Annotated in this window: 24 protein-coding genes; 21 read left to right on the forward strand and 3 right to left on the reverse strand. The window is 45.9% G+C overall.

Annotation, left to right across the window (positions count from 1 at the left end):
- Positions 1–2: 2 nt before the first annotated feature.
- From nagZ to D9A03_RS06955, 12 genes are all read left to right on the forward strand, one after another.
- A complete protein-coding gene (nagZ, locus tag D9A03_RS06900; RefSeq protein WP_120496482.1) occupies positions 3–1,019 on the forward strand; it encodes a beta-N-acetylhexosaminidase in 1,017 nt (338 codons plus the stop codon).
- Between the two features lie 57 nt (positions 1,020–1,076).
- Complete coding sequence (locus D9A03_RS06905) at positions 1,077–1,769, forward strand: site-2 protease family protein (protein ID WP_120496483.1); 693 nt, start codon at positions 1,077–1,079, stop codon at positions 1,767–1,769.
- Positions 1,770–1,786: 17 nt separating this feature from the next.
- Entirely contained in the window at positions 1,787–2,590 is an 804-nt protein-coding gene (locus tag D9A03_RS06910; protein ID WP_120496484.1) for a ScpA family protein, read from the forward strand.
- Between the two features lie 48 nt (positions 2,591–2,638).
- A complete protein-coding gene (gene scpB, locus D9A03_RS06915; protein WP_120496485.1) occupies positions 2,639–3,331 on the forward strand; it encodes an SMC-Scp complex subunit ScpB in 693 nt (230 codons plus the stop codon).
- A gap of 134 nt (positions 3,332–3,465) precedes the next feature.
- On the forward strand, positions 3,466–4,527 hold the full coding sequence (locus D9A03_RS06920) for an ABC transporter ATP-binding protein (RefSeq protein ID WP_120496486.1): 1,062 nt from the start codon (positions 3,466–3,468) through the stop codon (positions 4,525–4,527).
- A gap of 127 nt (positions 4,528–4,654) precedes the next feature.
- Positions 4,655–4,864: a twin-arginine translocase TatA/TatE family subunit gene (locus D9A03_RS06925; protein WP_120496487.1), complete on the forward strand. Its 210-nt coding sequence runs from the start codon at positions 4,655–4,657 to the stop codon at positions 4,862–4,864.
- Between the two features lie 66 nt (positions 4,865–4,930).
- Complete coding sequence (gene tatB, locus D9A03_RS06930; protein ID WP_120496488.1) at positions 4,931–5,392, forward strand: Sec-independent protein translocase protein TatB; 462 nt, start codon at positions 4,931–4,933, stop codon at positions 5,390–5,392.
- Between the two features lie 3 nt (positions 5,393–5,395).
- Positions 5,396–6,205 carry a twin-arginine translocase subunit TatC gene (tatC, locus tag D9A03_RS06935; protein ID WP_120496489.1) on the forward strand — a complete coding sequence of 270 codons (810 nt, stop codon included), beginning with the start codon at positions 5,396–5,398 and terminating at the stop codon, positions 6,203–6,205.
- A 151-nt stretch (positions 6,206–6,356) separates the two neighbouring features.
- Entirely contained in the window at positions 6,357–7,634 is a 1,278-nt protein-coding gene (gene serS, locus D9A03_RS06940) for a serine--tRNA ligase (RefSeq protein WP_120496490.1), read from the forward strand.
- Positions 7,627–8,415 (forward strand): 5'/3'-nucleotidase SurE, encoded by a 789-nt coding sequence (gene surE, locus D9A03_RS06945; RefSeq protein ID WP_120496491.1) that lies wholly within the window; start codon positions 7,627–7,629, stop codon positions 8,413–8,415. The genes serS and surE overlap by 8 nt, the downstream gene beginning before the upstream one ends.
- Positions 8,412–9,053, forward strand: a complete 642-nt coding sequence (locus D9A03_RS06950; protein ID WP_120496492.1) for a protein-L-isoaspartate(D-aspartate) O-methyltransferase — start codon at positions 8,412–8,414, stop codon at positions 9,051–9,053. Before surE ends, D9A03_RS06950 begins: the two co-directional genes overlap by 4 nt.
- 47 nt (positions 9,054–9,100) lie before the next feature.
- Positions 9,101–10,297 carry a M23 family metallopeptidase gene (locus tag D9A03_RS06955; RefSeq protein ID WP_120496493.1) on the forward strand — a complete coding sequence of 399 codons (1,197 nt, stop codon included), beginning with the start codon at positions 9,101–9,103 and terminating at the stop codon, positions 10,295–10,297.
- 105 nt (positions 10,298–10,402) lie between these two features.
- On the opposite strand, the gene D9A03_RS06960 is transcribed toward D9A03_RS06955, so the two are convergent.
- Positions 10,403–11,275, reverse strand: coding sequence for an ATP-binding protein (locus D9A03_RS06960; RefSeq protein ID WP_120496494.1), 873 nt, complete (start codon positions 11,273–11,275; stop codon positions 10,403–10,405).
- Positions 11,276–11,487: 212 nt separating this feature from the next.
- Between D9A03_RS06960 and yajC the strand changes: the two genes are divergently transcribed.
- The 5 genes from yajC (at position 11,488) to D9A03_RS06985 (ending at position 15,832) form a co-directional block, all read left to right on the forward strand.
- The gene (gene yajC / locus D9A03_RS06965; RefSeq protein WP_120496495.1) at positions 11,488–11,865 is read left to right on the forward strand and encodes a preprotein translocase subunit YajC; all 378 of its coding nucleotides are present in this window, start codon (positions 11,488–11,490) and stop codon (positions 11,863–11,865) included.
- 124 nt (positions 11,866–11,989) lie between these two features.
- A complete protein-coding gene (gene secD / locus D9A03_RS06970) occupies positions 11,990–13,558 on the forward strand; it encodes a protein translocase subunit SecD (RefSeq protein WP_120496496.1) in 1,569 nt (522 codons plus the stop codon).
- A gap of 15 nt (positions 13,559–13,573) precedes the next feature.
- On the forward strand, positions 13,574–14,551 hold the full coding sequence (gene secF / locus D9A03_RS06975) for a protein translocase subunit SecF (protein WP_120496497.1): 978 nt from the start codon (positions 13,574–13,576) through the stop codon (positions 14,549–14,551).
- 12 nt (positions 14,552–14,563) lie between these two features.
- Positions 14,564–14,941, forward strand: a complete 378-nt coding sequence (locus tag D9A03_RS06980; protein WP_120496498.1) for an Mth938-like domain-containing protein — start codon at positions 14,564–14,566, stop codon at positions 14,939–14,941.
- 21 nt (positions 14,942–14,962) lie between these two features.
- Entirely contained in the window at positions 14,963–15,832 is an 870-nt protein-coding gene (locus tag D9A03_RS06985) for a phytoene/squalene synthase family protein (protein ID WP_120496499.1), read from the forward strand.
- A 57-nt stretch (positions 15,833–15,889) separates the two neighbouring features.
- Here D9A03_RS06985 and trmFO read toward each other — a convergent pair whose 3' ends face one another.
- Positions 15,890–17,251: a methylenetetrahydrofolate--tRNA-(uracil(54)-C(5))-methyltransferase (FADH(2)-oxidizing) TrmFO gene (gene trmFO, locus D9A03_RS06990; protein ID WP_120496750.1), complete on the reverse strand. Its 1,362-nt coding sequence runs from the start codon at positions 17,249–17,251 to the stop codon at positions 15,890–15,892.
- 150 nt (positions 17,252–17,401) lie between these two features.
- Here trmFO and D9A03_RS06995 point away from each other — a divergent pair, with 150 nt between their 5' ends.
- Positions 17,402–18,655 (forward strand): adenylate/guanylate cyclase domain-containing protein, encoded by a 1,254-nt coding sequence (locus D9A03_RS06995; RefSeq protein ID WP_120496500.1) that lies wholly within the window; start codon positions 17,402–17,404, stop codon positions 18,653–18,655.
- Between the two features lie 56 nt (positions 18,656–18,711).
- Here D9A03_RS06995 and uvrA read toward each other — a convergent pair whose 3' ends face one another.
- The gene (uvrA, locus tag D9A03_RS07000; protein ID WP_120496501.1) at positions 18,712–21,552 is read right to left on the reverse strand and encodes an excinuclease ABC subunit UvrA; all 2,841 of its coding nucleotides are present in this window, start codon (positions 21,550–21,552) and stop codon (positions 18,712–18,714) included.
- Between the two features lie 229 nt (positions 21,553–21,781).
- On the opposite strand from uvrA, the gene ssb reads away from it, so the two are divergent.
- The 3 genes from ssb (at position 21,782) to gyrA (ending at position 25,919) form a co-directional block, all read left to right on the forward strand.
- Positions 21,782–22,312 carry a single-stranded DNA-binding protein gene (ssb, locus tag D9A03_RS07005; protein ID WP_120496502.1) on the forward strand — a complete coding sequence of 177 codons (531 nt, stop codon included), beginning with the start codon at positions 21,782–21,784 and terminating at the stop codon, positions 22,310–22,312.
- Positions 22,313–22,385: 73 nt separating this feature from the next.
- Positions 22,386–22,838: a GNAT family N-acetyltransferase gene (locus D9A03_RS07010; RefSeq protein WP_120496503.1), complete on the forward strand. Its 453-nt coding sequence runs from the start codon at positions 22,386–22,388 to the stop codon at positions 22,836–22,838.
- A 258-nt stretch (positions 22,839–23,096) separates the two neighbouring features.
- On the forward strand, positions 23,097–25,919 hold the full coding sequence (gyrA, locus tag D9A03_RS07015) for a DNA gyrase subunit A (protein ID WP_120496504.1): 2,823 nt from the start codon (positions 23,097–23,099) through the stop codon (positions 25,917–25,919).
- Positions 25,920–25,921 lie beyond the last annotated feature (2 nt).

Below are 25,921 nucleotides of genomic sequence, written 5' to 3' on the forward strand. Positions count from 1 at the left end.
TTGTGGGGGTGAATTCAGTTGTCTTTGGGTGTGAAGGCCATAGCTTAACCGATTGGGAAAAAGGTTTTTTTTCTGAAGTTAAGCCTTATGGGTATATTCTCTTTGCTCGAAACTGTGATACCCCTGATCAGATAAAGAAACTAATTTCTGAGCTGAAATCACTTTCTGGAAATGATGATTTGCCCGTTTTGATTGATCAGGAGGGCGGACGTGTTGCGAGATTACGTCCACCTCATTGGCGCAAGACACCGCCGGCAGCTATCTTTGGGCAGATATTTGATCAGGACCGGGAGAAAGCTCTTCGTGCGACTTATCTCAATGCCTGCTTGATTGCTTATGAGCTAAGAGAACTTGGTGTAACGGCTGACTGTGCACCTGTTTTGGATCTGACAATACCGGGGGCACATGAAATCGTTGGAGATAGATCCTATGGGGCTACGCCAGAGAAAGTCGCGACGATAGGGGCAAAGGTTGTTGAGGGTTTCCTGCATAGTGGAATAATGCCCGTTATCAAACATTTGCCGGGACATGGTCGTGCGATGGTTGACAGCCACAAGGAACTGCCAAGGGTGGACACGTCCCGGGATGAGCTTTCCGATAATGACATCAAAGCTTTCAAGCTTCTAAATTCTGCGCCTTGGGGGATGACAGCGCATGTTATCTACGAAACGATTGATCCTGAGCATATTGCGACAGTCTCACCAACTGTGATTAAGCAGGTGATTCGCGATGAAATCGGCTTTGGTGGAATTTTGCTTTCGGATGATTTGTCCATGAAGGCTATGGCAGGAACTTACGCAGAGCGTGCCAAAGCTGCGTTGTCAGCAGGCTGTGACTTGGCTTTACATTGTAATGGAGATCAAGAAGAAATGATGTCCGTTGCCAAAGGTTTACAGCAAATTGATCGTGCTAAGTCGGATCGCTTGGAGCAGGCTTGGAAACTGCGTCAAAATAATATTGTTGAGTGGAATGAAACACTTGATGAGCTTATAGAAATAATCTCTCCTTACTTGGCATAAGTTATTGGCTCTGAATTTCAGGGTTATCCATTTCTAAAACACAGGTATTTTCATTTCATGGATATTAATGAGTTTCTTTTAGGTGCATCAGTTTGGGTGTTACCAGTTTTGTTGGCGGTTACTCTCCATGAAGCTGCACATGCCTATGCCGCACGCCTTCTTGGTGATGATACGGCATCAAAGTTAGGCAGAGTCAGTTTGAACCCTGCGAAACATATTGATCCATTTGGCACGATATTGCTTCCAAGTATGCTGATATTGATTGGTTCCCCTTTTATTCTGGGATGGGCTAAACCTGTGCCTGTGGTTTTCGGTCGGTTAAATAATCCTAAAAGAGATATGATTTTTGTTGCCTTGGCTGGACCTGTATCAAATATCTTTATTGCATTGATTGCTGCATTAGGTTTTGCTGTCTTTGGTTTGGTTCCGGATTTTGCTGCGGATTGGGTTGGGCAAAACCTTGAAAATGCAATCAAGATCAATTTAATGCTGGCTGTTTTTAATATGCTGCCTATACCGCCGCTTGATGGTGGTCGTGTTGTAACCGGCCTTTTGCCAACGTCGTTGGCTATTCCGTTTTCTCGTTTAGAAAAGTACGGCATGATTATTCTTATCGGTTTGATTTTTGTGCTTCCGATGATTGGACGCCAAATTGGCATGGACCTGAATTTAATCAGCTATGTGATAATTAAATCAATTCATGCTATGCTTCCCTTCTTTCAGGCTATTGCAAATCTAAACATTATTTAGATGCTTTAAGGAAATCAGTGTCAGAAACACTTCCCTTTGAAGAAGATGACAGATCAGAACAATCAGAAGGGTTAAAAGCCCTGCATCCGCTTGTTCTTGAGTTGGATGGCTTCGAGGGGCCGATTGATATTCTGCTACAGCTGGCGCGGGATCAAAAGGTTGATCTGACGCAAATATCCATTCTTGAGCTTGCTAATCAATACATAGACTTTATTCAGCAGGCCCATGAATTAAGGCTGGAGCTTGCGGCAGATTATTTAGTCATGGCGGCGTGGCTTGCCTATCTTAAGTCGAGATTACTTCTGCCGGAGCCAGAGGGCGAAGAAGAACCCAGTGGGGCAGAACTGGCTGCTGCGCTTAAATTTCAGTTGCAGCGTTTACAAGCGATGCAGGATGCAGGCAAAACCCTGATGTCGCGGCCGCAGTTGGGCATTGATTTCTTTGCAAGAGGATTGCCGGAAAATACTGGGGTAATTCACAAAACAAGTTATGACGTCTCGCTCTTTGATCTATTGAAATCCTATGCAAACAGCCAGATGCGGACCGAAGAAAAAAGTCTGCTCATCGAACAGATGGAACTTCATTCTGTGGATGAGGCGATCAAGCGATTATCTGCTTTTCTGGGAACTATTCACGATTGGCAGGATCTCAGTCGGTTTCTGCCTGTTAAAATAGAGCGAGGCATTCTTGCAAGATCTGCGGTGGTTTCTTTGTTTGCGGCTAGTCTGGAAATGTGTCGGGAGGGACAAATTGACCTTAGGCAAGATGAAATCTATGGCCCGATCTACATAAAAGATGGCACGATAACACGACGCGGATAGTTGTAAGTAAACTGAAATAGAGTTGGTAAGATAAGCAAGGGGAGGTACATGGAAACACGCTTTGATGATCTTCGACTTCTGGAGGCGTTACTCTTTGCATCGACAGAACCGCTATCTGTTGAACAGCTTTCCAGACACTTTCAAAAAGACAGAGATCTAAAACCTCTGTTGGAAGAATTAAAATCCTATTATAAAAATCGTGGCGTTAATCTGATCAAAGTTGAAGATAGATGGGCGTTTCGCACAGCACCTGATATGGCGCCTTTGCTTCGGGTTGAACAGAGCCAATCCAAGCAATTGACACGAGCGGGCGTCGAGACGCTGGCAATTATTGCGTATCACCAACCGGTAACAAGAGCAGAAATCGAAGAAATCCGTGGTGTCAGTTTGTCCAAGGGTACGTTGGATACGCTTTTGGAAATTGGATGGGTTAAGCCAAAGGGGAGGCGGCGTACTCCTGGTCGTCCGGTTACCTGGGCTACCAGTCAGGCCTTTCTGGATAACTTTGCTTTGGAAAGTTTGGATGACTTACCGGGTTTTGATGAATTGAAAGTTGCCGGACTGCTTGATGCAAGACCGGCGATTACTGCCCTTGGTGATCATGGTGATCTATTGTCTGTATCCGGTGATGGCGTTGATCTTGGAACAAGTGATGACAAGGATAGTGATAATCACCTGAGCCGCGAGTTCGGCGAAGATTTGGCAGATGAAGAAAGTGAACAATCTTCACTTCCTGTTTAAAAATTATCTGTAAAAGAAAGAAATTAATCAACTTACTGCGACATTTTGGATTAAGATGTCAGTTGATATTGATTTTTAACTGCAGTTCTGCGAGGTTGCTGCAAAGATTGTATGTAAATTTAGACGGTTACTAAATGTCGGCCCTCTGTTTAGAGAACGTTAGCCATAATTTTGGCACCCTGTCAGCTGTGAACAATGTTAATCTGGCGATTGATGCTGGGGAGTTCGTGTGCCTGTTGGGGCCGTCTGGGTGTGGCAAGACTACAATTTTGCGATTAGCCGCAGGATTGGAGCCTTTACAGGCTGGCAAAATCACAATGGGTGAAACTGTTGTGGCAAATGATAAAGCCGATTTACCGCCAGAAAAAAGAAGTGTTGGTCTGGTTTTTCAAGATTACGCTCTTTTCCCTCATTTGGATGTCTCCAAGAACATTGAATTTGGATTGAAACATCTCTCTGCTCAAGATCGGAAAGAACGCGTACGAGAAACCTTGGCTCAAGTTGGCATGGCTGATTATCTCCATTCCTATCCGCATACATTATCTGGCGGGCAGCAACAGCGGATTGCCCTAGCCAGAGCAATCGCTCCACGCCCTAAGCTGGTTTTATTGGATGAACCTTTTTCCGGCCTTGATGTCAGACTCAGAAATCAGGTTCGCGAGGAAACTCTTAGGGTCCTTAAGGAAAATAACATTGCAACTTTGATGGTGACCCACGACCCGGAAGAGGCGATGTTTATGGGGGATCGCGTTGCCATCATGAACAAGGGGCAGATAGTTCAATTTGCTCCCCCTAATGAACTTTACAGTAATCCGGCAAATGCCTTTGTTGCGCACTTCTTTGGTGAAGTGAACGAATTTAAGGGGGTTTGTAATGATGGACACGTTGCCACACCCTTTGGTGCTATTGAGGTCCCAAACATGCGCCATGGAACTGCCGTAGATATATTGGTGCGACATGAAGGCATTGTTGTTGGCGAAAAAGTGAATGGCACGGGGGTTGAAGCCAGTGTTCTGAAATCGCGAATGCTTGGTAAATCAAATCTTGTGGATTTTAAGATTCCCAATGGCTTAGCGGATGATCTTTATGTCAAGGCTCGGCTTGATGGCCATACAATACCGGTTGCCGGTAAGGCCTGTGTTCTCGAGCTGGATAAACGTCTGACCTTTGTCTTTTCCGCGAAGACGCCTGATTGAAAATCTCCAGACAAATAACTTGAGAGCTAAAACACTCTGGGCTCTAACGTATGAATCGTTGCTTGCGCCTTTTCTTTTTGCCATAGTCCCTTACAGATTAAAGGTAATTGTCTCTAAGGAGAGAGTAATGGGTGCGTTCAGCATTTGGCATTGGCTGATTGTTTTAGTTGTTGTTTTGGTTCTCTTTGGTGGGGGCGGAAAGCTCAGCAAGCTTATGGGTGATGCAGGTTCAGGCATTAAAGCTTTTAAAAAGGGCCTTAAAGAAGAAAATAAAGATACAGCTGCTTCTGATAAGGAAGAAAGCAAAACAATCTCTGAAGACAAAGATAAAGTATAAGCCAGTCTTTTCCAGACTGATTTAATTTGTGTTCAGGGATCCGTAATTCCTAGGGAGCAGTAACCAATGTTCGACATCGGTTGGTCGGAAATGATGGTCGTTGCAGTTCTTACCCTTTTGATAATGGGGCCTAAAGAGCTGCCGAATACCCTTCGTACCGTTTCTAAGTGGGTACGCAAGGCGAAGGGGCTTGCCCGGGAATTCCAATCCGGTGTTGATGAAGTTATTCGTGAGTCAGATCTTCAGGATGCGAGAAAAGCGCTGGAAGGTGCTAATAGTGAATCGATCCGTAAGACGGTTGAAGATGTTATTGATCCTACTCAGGCGCTGACTAAAACATCACAGGAAGTCAAAGATGGTGTTGAAGCGATAACGAAAGAAGATAAAGAAGATCATAATCCCTTTGCTTCTGTTCGAAAGCCACTTGCAGATACACCTCCGGCTACGACTGAACCTGTAAAAACTTCAAAAACAGTGAAACCTGAGACAGTTCAGGTCGATAATACAACTTCTTCAAAAAGCAGCTAAGCAGTGAGTGATACAACCGAAGAACAGAAGATGCCGTTACTGGAGCATCTGATTGAACTTAGAAGGCGATTGTTGTGGAGTGTTGTCACTCTGTTAGTCGCTTTTTTGGCCTGTTTCGCTTTTGCTGAACAGCTTTTTGAATATCTTGCAGCCCCTTTGGCGGAAGTCATGCGGGAAAACTCGGTCAGCGAACGTCAGCAAAGACTGATTTTTACCGATCTGACTGAAGTCTTTTTCACCTATGTAAAAGTTGCATTCTTCTTTGGCGCTTTTATCAGCTGTCCAATATTTTTATCTCAGATCTGGTTGTTTGTTGCTCCGGGTCTTTACAAGAATGAAAAATCAGCTTTTGCGCCGTTTCTAATTGCGTCGCCAATCCTGTTTTTTGTCGGTGGGGCGTTGGTATATTTCGTTATCTTCCCTCTTGCCGCAGAGTTCTTTCTCGCGTTTCAGGTCGAAGGTACAGACAGTTCAATCGCAATTGAATTGGAAGCCAAGGTTAATGAATACTTCTCATTAATGATGAAGTTGATTTTTGCCTTTGGTCTTTGTTTTCAGCTGCCTGTCTTGATGACCCTGTTGGCAAAGGTCGGTATTGCATCGTCCAAAGGGATGGCTGATAAGCGTAAATACGCGATTGTTGGTGTTTTTATCGTTGCCGCTATCTTTACGCCGCCAGATCCTTTGAGCCAGCTGGCTTTGGCTATTCCGATAGTACTTCTGTACGAAGTTTCGATCCTGATGGCCAGAATGGTGGAACGTAAGCGTGCCAAGGAAGAAGATACTGAGTCGACGGACGTTACATCTGATTAAAATAGTCCGTTAGGCAGTAGACTGAAACCGAAACCTTTTTAAGGCCTTTAGCAACGAAATTTTGCTTATTTCAGAGTTAAGTATACCCTGTTTATAAGTACATTCGTTTTAATTGAATTTTGTCTCTCTCAGTACAAGGACAGAGATACCTATGTATGACCTAAAGTTGATCCGCGAAACCCCTGAAGTTTTTGATGAAGGGCTTAAGCGCCGTAATATGGAACCAATGTCTGCCCAGATTCTGGATCTGGACAAACAGCATCGTGCGTTACAGGCAGAGCTGCAGGAAATGCAAGCACGCCGTAACGAAGCTTCGAAACAGATTGGTATTGCCAAGCGCAATGGCGAAGATGCGTCGGACCTAATGGCAGAGGTTGCGGGTATCAAAGAAGGTATGTCTGAAAAAGAGACAGCTGAATCAGACCTTGGTAATCAGATTAAAACGATTTTGGCTGGTATTCCCAATCGCCCAAAAGATGACGTGCCTGTTGGTGAGGATGAGGATGATAACGTTCTGGTCCGCACCGTTGGTGAAAAGCCTGAACTGGGTTTTGAGGCAAAGCAGCATTTTGAACTGGGTGAAGAGCTCGGTGAAATGGACTTTGAACTTGCGGCAAAGCTGTCAGGATCTCGGTTTGTTGTTCTGAAAGGAAGCGTTGCCCGTCTTTACCGTGCCTTGTCACAGTTCATGATTGATATGCACATTGATGAGCATGGCTATACGGAAGTGATACCACCAGTTCTTGTGCGCGATCATGTTATGTACGGCACAAGCCAGTTACCAAAATTCGCTGAAGATTCTTTCAAGACTGAAGATGGTTTCTGGCTTATTCCTACAGCAGAAGTTCCGTTAACAAATACAGTTGCAGGCGAAATTCTTAAGGAAGACGAGTTACCAAAGCGTATGACTGCTTTGACGCCTTGCTTCCGTTCCGAAGCTGGCTCTGCTGGGCGAGATACCCGTGGAATGTTGCGTCAACATCAGTTTGATAAGGTGGAAATGGTTTCTGTTGTTCACCCGGATAAATCCGATGATGAATTGGAACGTATGACAGGCTGTGCAGAAGACGTTTTGAAAAAATTGGGACTGCATTATCGCGTTGTTGTGCTTTGTACTGGCGACATGGGCTTTGGTGCGCGTAAAACCTATGATATCGAAGTTTGGTTGCCTGGTCAGGATACATACCGCGAAATTTCCAGCTGTTCTACCTGCGGTGATTTTCAAGCACGCCGCATGAACGGGCGTTTCAGATCTGCAGAAACCAAAAAGCCTGCTTTTGTGCATACTCTGAATGGTTCTGGTGTTGCTGTTGGACGTTGCCTGATTGCAGTGATGGAAAACTACCAACAAGCTGATGGCTCCATAACTGTTCCCGAGGTGCTTAGACCATACATGGGGGGTAAAGAAAGTATCCTCCTGAATGACTAAGACCATACAGAACCTTGCCAATGCGCGGATACTGTTATCAAACGATGACGGTATCCACGCCAAAGGTTTATCTGTTCTAGAGGAAATAGCCCACCAATTATCTGGTGATGTTTGGGTTGTTGCACCTGAATCTGAACAGTCAGCTACCAGTCATTCTCTGACCCTGCGACGCCCTTTGCGGGAACGCAAGCTTAATGATAAACGCTATTCCATTGATGGTACGCCAACGGACTGTGTTCTGATGGCTATGAAATATCTGATGGCCGATCAGGTGCCTGATGTTGTGTTGTCTGGTGTAAATGTCGGTGCAAACCTTGGCGAAGATGTTATCTATTCTGGTACTGTAGCTGCGGCTATGGAAGGGGCTATTCTTGGGGCGCGATCTATTGCGCTAAGTCTAAGGCCTGATGATCAGAATGAAAGTCTCTTTCACTGGGATACTGTTGCCAAGTTTGCGCCTGAAGTTATTACAAGGCTTTCAACATGGGAAGAACCCGGAAACCTGTTGTTCAATGTAAACTTCCCGGGAATACCTGCTGATAAAGTCAAAGGTATCAAGGTTTGTGCTCAAGGACATCGCGACGAAGGAACAACTGTCGTAGAAGGCAATGATCCCAGCGGCCGGCCTTATTTGTGGGTTGGGCAGTTTGTCAGTCATCATACATCGGTTCCGAATGCGGATCTGACAGCGATTGCCAAAGGTTATATTACGATTACACCTTTGAAGTACGACCTGACGGATAAAGACCTTTTGGTAAAAATGGGATCTTTGTTCCCATGAGTCTGGAAGCACGCAAAATCAGGCTTATTATGGAGTTACGTCGCGGCGGTATTTCGGATACAGGCGTTCTTTCGGCGATTGAGCGTATTCCAAGAGAAGCTTTTGTGCCGGCACCTTTTCAGGATCAATCCTATGAAAACATGGCGCTTCCAATTGGCAGAGGGCAAACCCTAAGCCAGCCACAAGTCGTTGCCATGATGACCCAGGCTCTTTCCGTGACCAAACGAATGAAGGTTCTTGAGGTTGGTACGGGGTCGGGATATCAGGCTTCGATTCTTTCACGTTTATGTCGACGTGTTTATACGATCGAGCGTTATCGGGAACTTTTGAGTGAAGCGGAAGAACGATTTACAAATTTGCGCCTTCACAATATGACCACAAAGTTGGGGGATGGTTACAAAGGGTGGAAAGAGCAAGCACCGTTTGAGCGCATAATTATCACAGCTGCACCAAAAGAAATTCCCGAAGCTCTGCTTGAGCAACTGGCAATTGGTGGTATTCTGGTTTTACCGTTGGGATCACAAGGTAATAATCAGGAATTGATCAGGATTACGCGGACGGAAAACGGGTTTGATCATGAAAACCTTGGGGGGGTGCGTTTTGTACCTCTTGTTCACGGAATGCCAAAGGACAGCTGATTTACTTTGGCGGTTTGTTGTACAGGAAAACGCTCGTTACTAATTTGATGTTTAATCGCACCAGTTTATCAACTCTGAAACTCGGCCTTTTACTGTTAAGCGCAGGGCTTTACGGGTGTACGATCAATCCATCTTCCTTTCCGACGACGACAAAAAAAACGACTAGCACACAAACCGTTTATAATTATCCGCCGTCTATCTTGCCAAAGCGAAAGCCAACGCCGCCTCCGCGTCCTGCAAATGCTGTACAGACGACGGGTCGGGTTGCTGGTGTTTCAATTCCGGCGTTACTTCCTGAAAATATTCCATTGCCAAAAAGAAATCCCAGAAGACAGGTAAGGCAAAGTAGTTCAACGGCTGTTATAGAAGAACAAAGAAGAACAACTTCGCAGCCTTCGAATAGTCAGATACAGATTTCAACCACTGAATATACTGTAAATCGTGGTGATACTGTTTATTCTATTTCTCGTAAACGACGGGTGTCTATTCGCGAGCTTATTATACTGAACAAACTTTCCCCGCCTTATAAGTTACTGGTTGGACAGGCTATAAAGTTACCTGTTTCGAAGGAGCATGTGGTGATTGCGGGGGATACTCTCTACAGTATATCCCGGCGTTATGGTGTTGAAACCACGGCACTGGTAAAGCTTAATAAAATTAACCCACCCTATGCACTCTATATCGGACAACGTTTAAACTTACCTGCTTTACGGCAGAACAGTGTTGTACGTTCAGCGAGTGTCTCATCCTCGACGGATACACAAAACACTGCTGCCTCGAATGTTCAGAAAACGCCTGTTCGAAGTGTTATTCCGGCCAGCCCAAAGAACTTTACAGGCCCAGTCCCTAAACCTTTACCGCGTTCATTCAGTAATTTTTTGCGACCTGTTAAGGGGAAGGTTATTTCTTCGTTTGGTCCAAAGGAGGGTGGAATTCACAATGATGGTATAAACATTGCCGCGCGTAAGGGAACACCTGTAAAAGCAGCAGAAAACGGTGTTGTTGTCTATGCGGGGAGTGAGTTGAAAGGTTTCGGACAGATGCTTTTAATCAAGCATTCTGATGGATGGGTGACCGCTTATGCGCACACTGATCAATTATTAGTGGGGCGAGGTCAACGCGTGAAGAGGGGGCAGGATATTGCCAAGGTCGGCAATACAGGCAATGTTTCCAAACCCCAACTTCACTTTGAGATACGCAAAGGTTCTGAAGCTGTTAACCCCAATAAATTGCTGACAAACTAGAGTTTTGTCTTTTATTACTATGTTGGTAACAGCATGATTTCACCAGCACAGCTTGGCTGCTTTCATCATTTCAACGAATCTTTTTATACACGATCTGCTTATCGTTTAAGGGATTTTTATGGACATCCGTCCTGCCAGATCCTGTATAAACTGCCAGGCAACACGGCCAGAGCGAGAACCACGGGTAACAGACCATTCACGTGCTTCGGCATGTAGGGCGTCTCGTTCAATCTTAATGCCATATTTCTCCACATACCCTTCGATCATCGCAAAGAAGGTGTCCTGATCACAGTTATGGAAACCAAGCCATAAGCCGAAACGATCAGACAAGCTGACGTTCTCTTCTGTCGCCTCAGAAGTGTGAATTGCAGATGACCTTTCATTCTCAATCATATCGCGAGCCATCAGGTGCCTGCGATTTGACGTTGCGTAGAAGAGCACGTTTTTGGGGCGGCCTTCAATACCCCCTTCAAGGACGGCTTTGAGTGATTTGTAGGTATCGTCCTGAGTATCAAAACTTAGATCATCACAGAACAGAATACAGGGGCGTTCTGACGTTTTTAAAATTTTCAAAAGCCGCGGTAGGGAAGGGATATCTTCACGATGAATCTCGACAAGCGTAACTTTGTTGAAGTTATTCTCTTCCACCAATGAGTTTACCTTGTCATGCACGGCTTTAACGATGGAGCTTTTCCCGGTTCCTCTCGCGCCCCATAATAAGGCATTATTCGCAGGATATCCCTCTACAAACCGCAAGGTATTGTTCAAAAGAGATTCTCTTTGTCGATCAATTCCTTTGAGAAGGTCGAAATCAATCCGATTCACCTCTTCAACGGCTTCCAAGGCATCAGGATCTGTTTGCCATACATAGGCATCTGCTTGGGAAAGATCCGGAGCACTTTGTGCTTGTGGAGATAGTTTCTCTAGCGCTGAGGCAATACGTTCCAGTACGGGATATAAGTCTTTAGAATCAGTCATTTGTACTACTCCGGCGCAAAGCCTGTTTGTCGATCATTTTGGGAACCCTAACGAGCGTACTCAAGTCAGTCAAATGTCCTGTCATCTTGAGATGATTTCTTTGTTTTTCTGTTCGTTTGCATTTCCGGGCCAGACAGTTATAGTCCGCGGGTAATTTTTTTTGGGGGGTTGCTTGGCAACCGATTCCAAGTTCTTTAGTTCTGGAGGGATTAATGTTGATTTCCACAGCCTATGCTCAGGCAGCTGGTGGCGCTGGTTCGCCGAATGAATTGTTTGCGACACTATTCCCGCTCGTTTTGATCTTCGCGGTTTTCTATTTTCTGATTATTCGTCCGCAAAGCAAGAAGATGAAACAGCAAAAAGCGATGATTGACGCTATTCGCCGTGGCGATAAGGTTGTCACAGCTGGTGGTATTGTCGGAACTGTTGCAAAAGTGAAAGATGGCGGCGAAGTTCAAGTGGATATTGCTGAAAACGTTCGTATCACTGTTATTCAGAGCACGATTGCCAGCGTTGTCAGCAAGACAGAACCTGCTGATAAATCGGCTAACGATGACAAAGATAAAAAAGACAAAAAATCTAAAGATTAATTTTCAGAACTTTCCGTTTCGAGAAAAGTTTTAAGAAAAGCATCTTTAGAGGTGGTTTTTACCTGCTCTGGCCCTATATCCAGAGCAGGTTTATTTCATATATTAACAGATAATACGGCCCGTTATGGTTCAGTTTTCCAAGTGGCAGATTTTTGCAGTTATTGGCGTTCTTGTTCTCGGTATCTTTTATGCCATGCCGAACTTGTTCAAAGAACAAACTCTTGAAACATTCCCTGATTGGGTCGCAAGTGATCAGATTAATCTAGGACTTGATCTCCAAGGTGGGTCATACCTGCTGCTCGAAGTTGATCTGGAAGCTGTTGAAGAAGAGCAGTTGACCAACCTTGTAGAGGGAATCAGAGTAAACCTGCGTACCGAACGTATTGGATATCAAAACCTGCGTGTCGAAGGCAAAGCCGCAACCTTTACTTTGCGTGATTCTAGTGAAGAGATGGTTTCCCGTGTACGTCAGATGATTTTTCAAAATAACCCGGGGCTTTTGATTTCGACCGATGGTGCCAAGGTTATTTCTGAATACAGTGATCAAGTTTTACGGGAACGTCGAATTGCTGTCATCAACCAGTCGATAGAAGTTCTTCGCAAAAGGCTGGATGAAACCGGAACGAAGGAAATCAGCCTGCAAAGACAGGGAGAAAACCGTATTCTTATACAAGTTCCTGGAGTAAAAGACCCCGAGGAAATTAAAAGTAAAATTGGACAAACCGCAAAACTAACATTCCATTTGGTTGATCAAAATGCAGACCCTTATGCAGGTAAAGCTCCTGTGGGGTCTCAGATCATGTTATCGCAAGAAACTCAGGCTAGTGGGCAACCGCAACGATATGTGATCAAAAAGAGGGTCATGGTAAGTGGTGAGAATCTGATAGATGCTCAGGCAACATTTCAAGATGGTCAACCGGTAATCTCGTTTACGTTTGATACGACTGGTGCACAGAGATTTGCACGGGTAACACAGGAAAATGTAAATCGTCCTTTCGCGATTGTTTTGGATGGCAAGGTTATTTCGGCCCCTGTGATCAGGTCGCCAATTTTAACGGGTAATGGTATTATTTCGGGTAATTTTACTACGCAATCGGCAGAAGAACTTGCTTTGCTACTTAGGGCGGGAGCTTTACCTGCACCTCTTGAGATCCTTGAAGAGCGTACCGTTGGTGCCGGGCTTGGTGAAGATTCCGTCAATGCAGGTAAGATCGCGAGTATCATTGGTTTGATTCTTGTCTTGGTCTTTATGGGGTTGTCTTATGGTTTGTTCGGCATCATGGCGAATTTTGCGCTGGTGGCTAACCTTGTATTGATTGTCGCCGTGCTCTCTCTTTTCCAAGCAACACTTACTTTGCCAGGTATTGCCGGGATTGTGTTAACGATCGGTATGGCCGTGGATGCTAATGTCCTTATTTTTGAGCGTATTCGCGAAGAAATACGTAATGGACGTGGGCCGGTTATGGCAGTTGATGCGGGATATAAACGTGCGATTGCGACGATTTTGGATTCAAACATTACCACTCTTATTGCGGCGGTTTTGCTTTTCCAGTTCGGGACAGGACCAATTAAAGGTTTTGCCGTAACACTGACCATCGGAATTGTTACATCTATGTTCACAGCGATTATGTTTACACGATTGCTTATTGTGACCTGGTTGCGCCGCCGTCGGCCGCAATCGCTTGGTATATAAGAGGGGGCTGGAATAATGGCGTTAATTAAAAAGCTTCCGACAGATCTTAACATCAATTTTATGGGCAAAAGAAAGCTCTTTATGGCTTTCTCTGCTCTTATGATTGCCTTGTCCCTGGTGTTGGTGGCAACACGTGGATTGAATTTCGGTGTCGATTTTCGGGGTGGTATTCTGATTGAAATCAGAACATCGGAACCTGCTGATTTATCTTCTTTAAGATCCCGCATTGGATCTCTTGGGTTGGGTGAGATTAGCCTCCAGGAATTCGGAGCACCAACAGATGTTTTGATCAACATTCAAAAGCAGGATGGTGATGAAAAAGAACAGATGAAAGCCATTCAGTTGGTCAAAGATGAACTGGGCAGCGCGGTTGAAGAATATCGCCGTGTCGAATTTGTTGGTCCAAAGGTTGGTGCTGAACTCAAAGAAGACGGGGCTTTGGCGACGCTTTTTGCCTTGCTGGGTATCGCTTTCTACATTTGGTTCCGGTTTGAGTGGCAGTTCTCTGTTGCTGCTTTGATGGCGTTGACACACGATATCATTACGACAATCGGTTTCTTTGCCCTGACACAGTATGAATTCAATCTGGCGACACTGGCAGCTGTCTTGACCATTGCGGGTTATTCCATCAACGATACCGTTGTTATTTTTGACCGGGTCCGTGATGAATTACGCCGCTATAAAAAGATGGAAGTTATCGACGTCCTGAATATGTCGATCAACAGAACACTTTCCCGGACGATCCTTACTTCTGTCACGACACTTCTTGCGCTTATCGCACTCTTTGTATTTGGCGGTGAAGTCATCAGAGGCTTGAGCCTTGGACTTATCTGGGGTGTTACCATCGGTACTTATTCCTCGGTTGGGCTTGCGGTTCCATTACTCTTTGCGACGAACGTCAGACCTTCTATTCCTGAAGAAGAGGAAGAGGGACTTGTGGACGAGAATGGGCAGAAGATCGAACTCGTTCAGGAAAACGACAAAGCCAGTTAGGAGTTAACCTTCGTGGAAGTCTCACTTAAAATTCCAGAAGGAAAACAGGTTATTGAAAAGTATGGTAATGGTCGGTTCATGGTATCCGATCATTACCATGAAGGCTCTATTCTGGTGTTGCCTGATCTGACAGAATCCTGGTCAGTACAACAGTTTTCCGACGTATCTTTGGAGACACTCAATCCTTTTGTCAAAAAGGCAAATGAAATTGAAGTGTTGATTATTGGGTGCGGCGCCAAAGGTGAATTTATTACCCCGACCTTCCGAAATAGCCTGAAAGAAAAAGGGCTGGTTGTAGATGCGATGGATACAGGTGCTGCCTGTCGTACTTATAATGTGCTGCTTTCCGAAGGGCGGAATGTTGCCGCTGCTTTGATCGCTGTTGATTAACTTCTGCGGATAGCGAACCAGATGTCGAATAATCCCGGCCTTTCCTATTGCGGTGAAGACATTAAGAAGAACGATTATGATCGTTATCTGACCTGTCTTTTTGCAAAAGACGCTGTACGAGAAAATCTTTTTGGCCTTTATGCCTTCAATCAGGAAATAGCCAAGACAGCTGAAATTGTCAGTGAACCCTTGACCGGAATGATCCGGTTGCAGTGGTGGCGTGAAGCTATCGAAGGCATTTTCGAAGGAAACCCAAGGAAACATTTGGTTGTTGAAGCCTTGGCAAAGGCTGTCAAAGATCACGGATTGAAACGTGACAAACTTGATGCGTTTATTGATGCCAGAGAATTTGATCTTGAAGATGTCGTCCCACAAAACTTAGATGCTCTTGAGGAATATGTGAGCCGAACGTCTTCTGCTCTATTGAGTTTGGCAGCAGATATTACATTTGGACAAAGCGATGTGGGTGAAGTCGGGAGAGAAGCATTGGAACAAGCTTGCCAATCCATGGGCTTGGCTTGGGGGATACTCGGTATTATTCGGGCAACGCCTTTTTATGCTGCAAAAAAAAGAGTTTATCTGCCTCAAGATCTTATCACCCAGTATGGGCTTAACACTTCAACGCTTTTCGAATTGAAATCATCCCCGGAACTGTGTGCGGTTACTAAAGAGTTGACAGGGCAAGCCAAGGTTCATTTAAACAAAGCACGTGGTTTTTCGGGAAAAATCCCCAAGTTAGCAAAGTCTCCTCTACTGCTTGGTATTCTGGCTGATCAGTACATCAAAAAACTCGAGGCGAATAATTACAACCCCTTTGACCCTGCACTCCATCATCCCAAAGCTTCTGCGACATGGAAGCTTATGTGGGCCAACATATGGGGCCGCTATTAAATAAAAAGGCCGCTCAGTAGAGCGACCTTTTAAACTGAATAAATTAGATTCCCAATATTATTGGTTTTCGTCCAACCATGTTTTCAGGTCTTCGAGTGCCCGTTTTGAATAGAGCGGTTTGCGATCTTTCTTTTTAAGCTTTTTACCCGGTCCTTTCGGAATGTTCGGGAAAATGCCAAAATTCACATTCATAGGCTGAAAGGTTTTTGCATCCGCGCCACCTGTGACGTGATTGATCAGCGCGCCGTGAGCTGTGGTAATCGGAGGTGCGGGCAGGTCCTTGCCCAAACGTTCCGCAGCAGCAAAACGTCCGGCCATCAAACCGGACGCAGCTGATTCCACATAACCTTCAACGCCGGTAATCTGCCCGGCAAATCTGAGGCGGGGCATTGGTTTCATACGAAGAGAATGATCCAGTAGCTTTGGTGATTTCAAGAAGGTATTGCGATGCAGGCCGCCGAGGCGAGCAAATTCAGCTTCTTCAAGCCCGGGAATTGCGCGGATAATTTCCATCTGCGCGCCGTATTTCATCTTGGTCTGGAAGCCAACGATATTATAGATGGTGCCCAGTTTGTTATCTTGACGCAGCTGAACAACAGCATAGGGTTCTTCATCGCTGTGCGGGTTTGACAAGCCAACTGGCTTCATGGGGCCAAAACGTAAAGTTTCGACACCTCGACTTGCCATTACTTCAATTGGTAAGCAGCCTTCAAAATAGGGGGTGTTTTCTTCCCACTCTTTGAAATCTGTTTTTTCACTATCGATTAATGCCTGAATAAAGCTTTCATACTGTTCTTTATTCATCGGGCAATTGATATAGTCCGCACCATCGCCGCCGGGCCCAACCTTGTCGTATCTGGATTGGAACCAGGCCTTGTCAAAATTGATCGAATCTTTGTAAACAATCGGCGCAATTGCATCAAAAAATGCGAGGTATTCTTCCCCGGTGATAGAGGCAATGACTTCGCTCATGCTTTCTGATGTCAAAGGGCCTGTCGCGATAATAACTGAATCCCATTCTTCCGGTGGAAGGGTTGAAATTTCTTCTCGCTTGATGGTCACAAGGGGATGATCTTCCAAACGTTTGGTGACTTCATCAGAAAAGTCGTTTCTGTCGACAGCCAACGCACCACCGGCAGGCACCATGTGCTTTCCTGCACAGGACATGATGAGTGAGTCCATTTTGCGCATTTCTTCGTGCAACAAACCAACCGCATTGTTCTCATAATCATCAGACCGGAAAGAATTGGAACACACCAGTTCGGCAAGGCCTTCACCTTGATGGGCTTCTGTTTTTCGAACAGGACGCATCTCATGAAGAACTACGGGAACACCTGCCTGTGCAATTTGCCAGGTAGCTTCCGTTCCGGCCATACCACCGCCAACGACATGGATCTCTTTTAGGTCATTCTTGCTCATGATTGTCTCTTTACTATTCATTGCGTCTGCAATAATAAAATTTTTTGTGTTATATCTACTAAAAAGCTGCTTTGCACCCATATGTTTTAAATAAATATATTTTCTTTCTCATAACCTATAATAACACAATAAACCGGAGCTCTTTATTTCATGCAACGAATTGATGATCGCGTTAGACGTGGTGGCGACGAAGACAGTCTGATTGGCTCTGTAGTCGATTGGGTGATGGCTCAGGCGCTTCGCGATACCACGATCGAAGAGTTATTCGAAGGATGTTGTCTCAGAATGAGATCGGCAGGCATTCCAATCGCTCGTGGATATATTGCCTTTCGTACTCTCCATCCTTTGTATAGTGCCATGGGATTGACCTGGGAACTTGGCAACGGCGTTAAAACGGTCGGTATGTCGCATGAAAGTTCCGGTTCAGAAGAATGGCGTAGAAGTCCGTTTTATTTCATGCTGAGCAAAGAGATCGGGTTACTTAGACGACGGTTGGTGGGCGAGGGAGCTATCCATGACTTCAAGCTTATGGAAGATCTTCGTGACGATGGCTATACAGATGTCTTGTGCTACGCGATCCATTTTGATCAGGAATCTCTGGGTGATACCGAAGGCAGGGGGATTTTGGGAACCTGGTCGAGTGATATTAAAGCGGGCTTGAGTGACACCGATATAAAATCCCTTATTCGCGTCCAAAATCGTCTGGCTGTTGCCTGTAAAGTCATTATCACCCAGCAAATTGCCTATAATATCTCAACAACATACCTTGGCCGTAATGCGGGGCAACGAGTTCTCAAGGGGCAAATTCAACGTGGTGACGGTGAAAAAATTCACGCAGTCATCTGGTACAGTGATCTCAGAAATTCAACCGCCTTGGCTGATATGATGCCGGAAGAGGATTATCTGGATCTACTCAATGGCTATTTTGAAAGTACGGCGGGGGCCATTATTGATAATGGCGGCGACGTTTTGTTACTGATCGGTGATGCTGTTCTTGGGATTTTTCCGTTTACCGAAGATAAAACACAGGCCGAAACCGGGGAGTTGGCCGTAAAGGCAGCTTACGATGCGGTCGAACGTATCAAGGAATTAAATGCTTGCGCCTGTGATAATGGCAAATGCGAAGCCTCTTTTGGCCTTGGTTTGCATGTCGGAAACGTGATGTTTGGCAATATTGGCCTGCCTGATCGCCTTCAGTTCACAACGGTTGGCCCGGCAGTTAACGAGGTCGCCAGATTGGAAGCGTTGACCAAAGATCTTGGTAGGCGCATTCTGATGAGCAAGGAGTTCGCCGAAATCGTCGGGCGCAAATGTATGCCAATGGGGGAACATACATTACGCGGGATCGAAGAGGTCCGTGAGATCTATACGCTAGATGATGAAGCAAAAGGTATGACTGATTAATCAGATTATTCGAGAAAGGCCGGATAGAAAGATTTCTAACCGACCTTTCTTGTTTGTTATTTCAGGTAGGGTTTTAAATATTCACCTGTATAGCTACCTTTTGTCTTGGCAACAGATTCCGGTGTTCCGGTGGCAACAACGCGTCCGCCTTTGTCACCGCCCTCTGGACCCATGTCGATAATCCAGTCGGCGATTTTGATAACTTCAAGATTATGCTCGATACAGAGGATTGTGTTCCCTTGATCCACGAGGGACTGAAGGACTTCCAACAGTTTTTTCACATCATCAAAGTGTAGGCCGGTTGTGGGCTCATCCAGAATATAGAGTGTTTTCCCTGTTGCCCGTCTGGAAAGCTCTTTGGCCAATTTAACACGCTGTGCTTCCCCACCGGAAAGAGTTGTTGCTGCCTGACCAACCTGAACATATCCCAATCCAACTCTTTGCAAGGTTTCCAGTTTATTGCGAATAGAGGGAACAGCCTTAAAGAATTCCAATCCATCATCAACATTCATATGTAAAACATCTGAGATGGATTTACCTTTATAGAGAATTTCAAGTGTCTCTCGGTTATATCGCTTACCCTTACAGACATCGCACTCAACATAGACATCAGGCAGGAAGTGCATTTCGATCTTGATGACACCATCCCCCTGACAGGCTTCACAACGTCCGCCCTTTACATTGAAAGAAAAACGTCCGGGTTTGTAGCCACGGGTTTTGGCTTCGGGTAGGCCGGCAAACCAGTCTCTGATCGGGGAGAACGCGCCTGTGTAAGTGGCAGGGTTTGATCGTGGTGTTCGGCCAATAGGGGATTGGTCTATATCAATCACCTTATCGATAAACTCTAGCCCCTCTATTGCATCGTGGCTTCCGGGCTGTCCTTTGGCATTATGCAATTTACGTGAAACGGCTTTATATAACGTCTCAAGGATCAATGTTGACTTACCGCTACCGGAAACGCCTGTGATGCAGGTGAAAGTGCCAAGTGGAACATCTATCGATACATTTTGCAGGTTATTTTCATTTGCCTTGAGGACTTTAATCTTTTGCCCTTTATGACCTTTACGGCGTTTTTCAGGGAGCGTTATAGAGACTTCGCCGGTTAGATATTGAGCCGTTAAACTTCCTTTTGTTGCCATGACTTCATCGGGGGAGCCGCAGGCAACGACCTGCCCACCGTGCTTTCCGGCACGCGGCCCCATATCAACGAGGTAATCCGCAGTTCGAATGGCATCCTCATCGTGCTCAACAACAACAACAGTGTTACCAAGATCCCGCAATCGACGCAGTGTTTCCAATAACCGCGCATTATCTCGTTGGTGCAAGCCAATTGAAGGTTCATCCAGAACGTAGAGAACACCCGTCAGACCCGATCCAATTTGAGAAGCTAATCGAATACGCTGGCTTTCCCCACCCGACAGCGTTGCCGAAGATCTGGAAAGGGTCAGATAGTCGAGGCCGACGTTTACGAGGAAATAAAGCCGTTCATTGATTTCTTTGAGAATTCTGACTGCGATTTCATTTTCTTTGTCGCTGAGAATCTCGGGAATCTCATTGAACCATTTCTCGGCTTCGGCAATGGAAAGCTGGGCAATTTCACCGATATGTTTTTTGCCAATTTTAACAGCTAGCGCTTCCGGTTTTAGACGATGTCCATCACATGTCTGGCACGGTTGTTTTGTCTGGTATTTTGACAGCTCTTCGCGAACCCAGTCACTGTCGGTTTCGCGAAAACGTCTTTCCATGTTGGGAATAATGCCTTCGAAAGGCTTCTTGGTCTGATAGCTCCGGTTGCCATCTGTATAGGTCATTTCTATGACCTCTTTACCTGAGCCATGCAGAAGCAGTTTTTTGATTTTTTCAGGCAGGTCGTTCCAGGCGAGATCAAGAGCAAAGCCGTAGTGTTCGGCAAGACTTTTAAGGGTTTGCAAATAGTATTTAGATGTCGAATTTGCCCAGGGAGCAATGGCCCCTTCTTTGAGGGTAACACGTTGGTCCAGTACGATCAGATCACCGTCAAAGATCAGGGTTTTCCCCAACCCGTCACAGGCGGGGCAGGCCCCAAAGGGATTGTTGAAAGAGAACAGTCTGGGTTCAATCTCGTCAATGGTAAAACCGGATACCGGGCAGGCATAACGGGCCGAGAAAATTGTCTGTTCACCTGTCTTGGCGTTTTCAGCAAAGGCGATGCCATCGGCAAGGTTCAAGGCGGTTTCCAGACTGTCAGCCAAACGTATTTTTATGTCATCCTTGACCACCACACGGTCAACAACAACCTCGATATCGTGCTTTTTCTTTTTATCAAGCGCGGGAACGTCGCCGATTTCATAAAGTTCGCCGTCGACCTTAACGCGCTGAAAACCCCGAACCTGTAAATCTGCCAGCTCTTTACGGTATTCGCCTTTGCGTCCCCGAACAATCGGTGCCAACAGATAGAGACGGGTGCCACTTTCCATTTCCATGACTTTATCAACCATCTGGCTGACAGACTGGCTTTGGATTGGAAGGCCTGTTGCTGGTGAGTAGGGGATGCCAACTCGTGCAAAGAGAAGGCGCAGGTAATCATAAATTTCTGTAACGGTGCCTACGGTAGAACGTGGATTTTTTGACGTTGTCTTTTGCTCGATTGAAATCGCTGGCGATAATCCTTCGATAGAATCCACATCAGGTTTTTGCATAAGCTCAAGAAACTGGCGGGCATAGGCCGAAAGGGATTCGACATAGCGTCGTTGCCCTTCTGCGTAGATCGTGTCAAAGGCGAGAGAAGATTTGCCAGACCCACTGAGGCCTGTGATAACAACGAGTTCGTTTCTGGGTAAATCAACACTGATGTTTTTCAGGTTATGTTCTCTCGCGCCACGTACGGAAATAGTGCGGGATTCCTGTATTGAACTCATTTTATCGCCTGTAAATGTTCTCGTTGGAATATATATGGACGAACAGTGAACAAAATGCATCCTTTTTTATAAAACGGGATGAATATTTTGCTGAAAAGCTTCCTGAAAAATGTGAATATCTTGCAGAAAAGTTATCGATCTTTTATTAGACGTTGGCTCTGAGCGACCCGACTGATAGGGTTTCAGATCAATTTTTTTAGATTCTAAAGTAAATCATAGGGAAGAGGCCATGGCTGGTAGTGTTAACAAGGTGATTCTGGTTGGTAATCTGGGGCGTGATCCTGAAATCCGTTCCATGCAATCAGGGCAGCGTGTGGCTAATTTGAACATAGCAACATCAGAAAGCTGGAAAGATCGTAATACTGGAGAGCGTCGGGACAAAACCGAATGGCACCGCGTAGTTATCTTTAATGATCGTCTGGTTGATGTTGCCGAGAAATTCTTACGCAAAGGCTCCAAAGTTTATCTGGAAGGCCAGTTGCAGACCCGAAAATGGACGGACAACGCCGGTGTTGAAAAATACACCACAGAGATCGTTCTACAGAACTTCCGTGGTGAGCTGACAATGCTTGATGGCCGTAACGATGGTCAGGGCGGCGGCGGCTTCGGCGATTCTTCTGGTGGTGACGCCGGTGGTTTTGGCGGCAGCGGTAGCTCTGGCGGCGGATACGGCGGTGGTTTCGGTGGAGGCTCCTCTGGTGGCGGGTCAACAGGTGGTGGTGCGCCCGTTGATGACCTCGACGACGAGATCCCGTTTTAAGCTTATTGGTATACCTTGTATGAAAGCGGCTCTTTGGGGTCGCTTTTTATTTTTATGGTAGGTTTAGGGCATTATGATCAAAACTGATCTTCTTCATTTTGAGCAGCTTTCCATAGAGCAGCTTTATCGGGTTTTGCAGCTTCGTTCTGATGTCTTTGTTCTGGAGCAGGAATCTTTATATCGGGATATGGACGGGCAGGATACGGTTGCCTGGCATGTACTCGCTTATGGCGACGAAGACACTGTTGTGGGTGTTCTCCGTATTCTGAAAGATCCTAAAGATCATAGCTGTTTCAAGATTGGTCGGGTCGCTGTTACAAAGGCTGCTAGGGGACAGGGGGTTGCCGTTGAGCTAATGGAGCGGGCACATGACTTTATTGCCAAGCAAGAAGCGGCGGAAAGAATTGAAATTTCAGCGCAGGAGCATTTACAGAAATTCTACAATAATCTTGATTATGTAACCGTTTCTGAAGAGCCTTATGATGATGCGGGTATACCGCATGTAGACATGATCCAGGCTGTATAAAATGGTGAGAACTTGCCCCTTGACAAATTAAAATAAAGTAGAATTTGTCGATTTAAGGCTGTGGTTAAAAAATTATTTAAATTCAACCCTGTAGAACAGTATTTTTCCCTCTCTTTTTACATACAATTTGTTGTGGCTACGCGATGAATTTGTTACATTTCATGTGATTTTTTTTACGCCTGAAATAACTTGTGTTCCAGTCTTGTACTGTCCATGGGTTAGGAGGGCCTTTCTGTTAAACAGAAACAGGATAATTACGTGACTTCGAACTCTGATACATCATCCGATAATCTGGATATTTTTCCGGTAACAATTGAAGACGAAATGAAGCGATCATACCTCGATTACGCCATGAGCGTTATCGTGTCGCGTGCGCTTCCAGACGTCAGGGATGGCCTTAAACCGGTACATCGTCGTATTCTTTATGCGATGAAAGAGTCCGGCTATGACTGGAACAGAGCTTATCGTAAGTCTGCCCGTATCGTCGGGGACGTGATGGGTCAGTATCACCCGCATGGTGATCAGGCCATTTACGATGCCATGGTTCGTATGGCACAAGATTTCTCTATGCGTCTGCCACTGGTTGATGGCCAGGGTAACTTTGGTTCCATGGACGGCGATCCACCCGCGGCGATGCGTTATACGGAATCTCGTCTGCAGCGCGTTTCCAGTGAAGCACTTCTGGAAGATATCGACCGTGATACGGTTGATTTCCAGGACAACTATGATGAATCTACGAAAGAGCCGATTGTCCTTCCCGCCCGCTATCCGAACCTTCTGGTTAATGGTGCTGGTGGTATTGCGGTTGGTATGGCAACAAACATCCCACCGCATAACCTTGGCGAAGTTCTGGATGCCTGTTGTGCCTTTGTTGATGACCCGGACCTTTCTATTGATCAACTGAACGAGATTATTCCCGGGCCTGATTTCCCAACGGGCGGTGTTATTCTTGGGCGTACAACTATTCGCGATGCCTATCATACTGGGCGCGGTTCGATTGTTATGCGCGGTAAGGCCGAAGTTCAGGAAATCCGTAAAGATAAGATGGCGATTGTCGTCACCGAGGTTCCTTTTCAGGTTAACAAAGCAAGAATGCTTGAAAAGATCGCAGACATTGCCCGTGAAAAGACTATCGAAGGCATTACAGACATTCGTGATGAAAGTGACCGTCACGGTGTTCGCGTTGTTATCGAACTGCGCCGTGATGTCGAACCAGAGGTTATTCTGAACCAGCTCTATCGCTATAGCCCGTTGCAGACGTCTTTTGGCGCAAACATGCTGGCGTTGAATTCTGGTCGTCCGGAACTGCTGGATCTGAAATCAATTATTTCAGCATTTATCGCATTCCGCGAAGAAGTCATTACGCGTCGTACAATTTTTGAACTCAATAAAGCACGTGATCGCGCCCACTTGTTGGTTGGTTTGGCGATTGCCGTTGCGAACATTGATGAGGTTATTGAGCTTATCCGGGCTGCCTCTGATCCGGTCATCGCGCGTGAACAGCTTATGAACCGTGCGTGGCCAGCCAAGTATGTAGAACCACTCATTAAATTGATTGATGAGCCGGGCCGTAATGTCGATGCTGACGGTAACTATTTCCTTTCAGAAGCACAGGCCAGAGCTATTCTGGAGTTGCGTCTACAGCGATTGACCGGGCTTGAGCGGGATAAGATCGCCAAGGAATTGGAAGATATCGCGGATCAAATTCGCTACTATCTCGAAATACTCGCTTCTCGCGAAAAACTTCTTGGTATTCTTCGCGAAGAACTCATCGAGATGAAGACCAAATATGCTACGCCGCGTCGGACAGAAATTCTGGACGGTGTGTTCGGATATGACGATGAAGACCTCATCCAACGTGAAGACATGGTGGTGACAGTTAGCCACAGTGGTTACATCAAACGTGTTCCGCTAAGCACCTATCGTGCGCAACGTCGCGGTGGTAAAGGCCGTTCAGGCATGGCGACAAGGGACGAGGATTTTGTATCCCAGATCTTTGTTTGTAATACCCATACGCCAGTTCTCTTTTTCTCTTCCCGCGGTATGGTATACAAGATGAAGGTTTACCGCCTTCCTCCTGGAACACCAACGTCGCGCGGAAAGGCCTTGGTAAACATGTTACCTCTGCAACAGGGGGAGACAATTTCTACGATGATGCCACTTCCTGAGAACGAGGAAGCATGGTCAGAAATGTACGTTATGTTTGCGACATCTACGGGTGGTATCCGCCGTAACAAGTTGTCAGATTTCACCCGGGTTATGGCAAACGGTAAAATTGCCATGAAGTTGGAAGATGAAAACAGCAGATTGATCGGTGTGCAGACCTGTACCGAACACGATGACATTATGTTGTCCACTGCGCGTGGCAAGTGTATTCGCTTCCCGGTGAACGGTGTTCGCGTCTTTGCTGGCCGTACATCGACTGGTGTGAGGGGGATTTCCCTTGCCGAAGGAGATTCGGTTATTTCCATGGCCATTATCAATCACATGGATGCCGATTCAGATACCCGTGAACAGTATCTTCGTTATGCCAATGCAAAACGTCGTAGTGAAAACGCGGAAGAGGGCGAATTTGATCCATCAGCGCTAGAGACGACATTGTCTCAAGAACAGCTTGATAGTATGGCAGAAAGTGAACAGTTCATTCTATCCATCTCTCAGGATGGTTTGGGCAAGCGTTCATCTTCCTATGAGTACCGTGTGACCAGCCGTGGTGGTAAAGGGATTGGAAATCTGGATCTTTCCAGAGCCAAGGGAAAAACAACGACTGTTATTTCTGTGTTCCCGATTGACGAGGCTGATCACATCATGCTGGTGACAGATGCAGGAAAGCTTATCCGCTGTCCTGTGCACGATGTTAGAATTGCAGGGCGTTCAACGCGTGGTGTTAATCTGTTCAATGTTGCTGATGATGAGAAAATTGTCTCTGTATCCAGATTGGCTGATGACGGTGAAGACGAGGAAGATGATACCCTTGAGGGCGCTGAAGGAGCAGAAGGTGTTGAAGCTATGGATGCGGCAGAAGGTGATGCCGTAGAGGCTGTATCTGAGGCGTCTGAAGAGGAAAAGGGTGGGGAGTAATC

Source organism: Kiloniella sp. EL199 (assembly GCF_900313065.1).
In the GTDB taxonomy this organism is placed as follows: domain Bacteria; phylum Pseudomonadota; class Alphaproteobacteria; order Kiloniellales; family Kiloniellaceae; genus Kiloniella.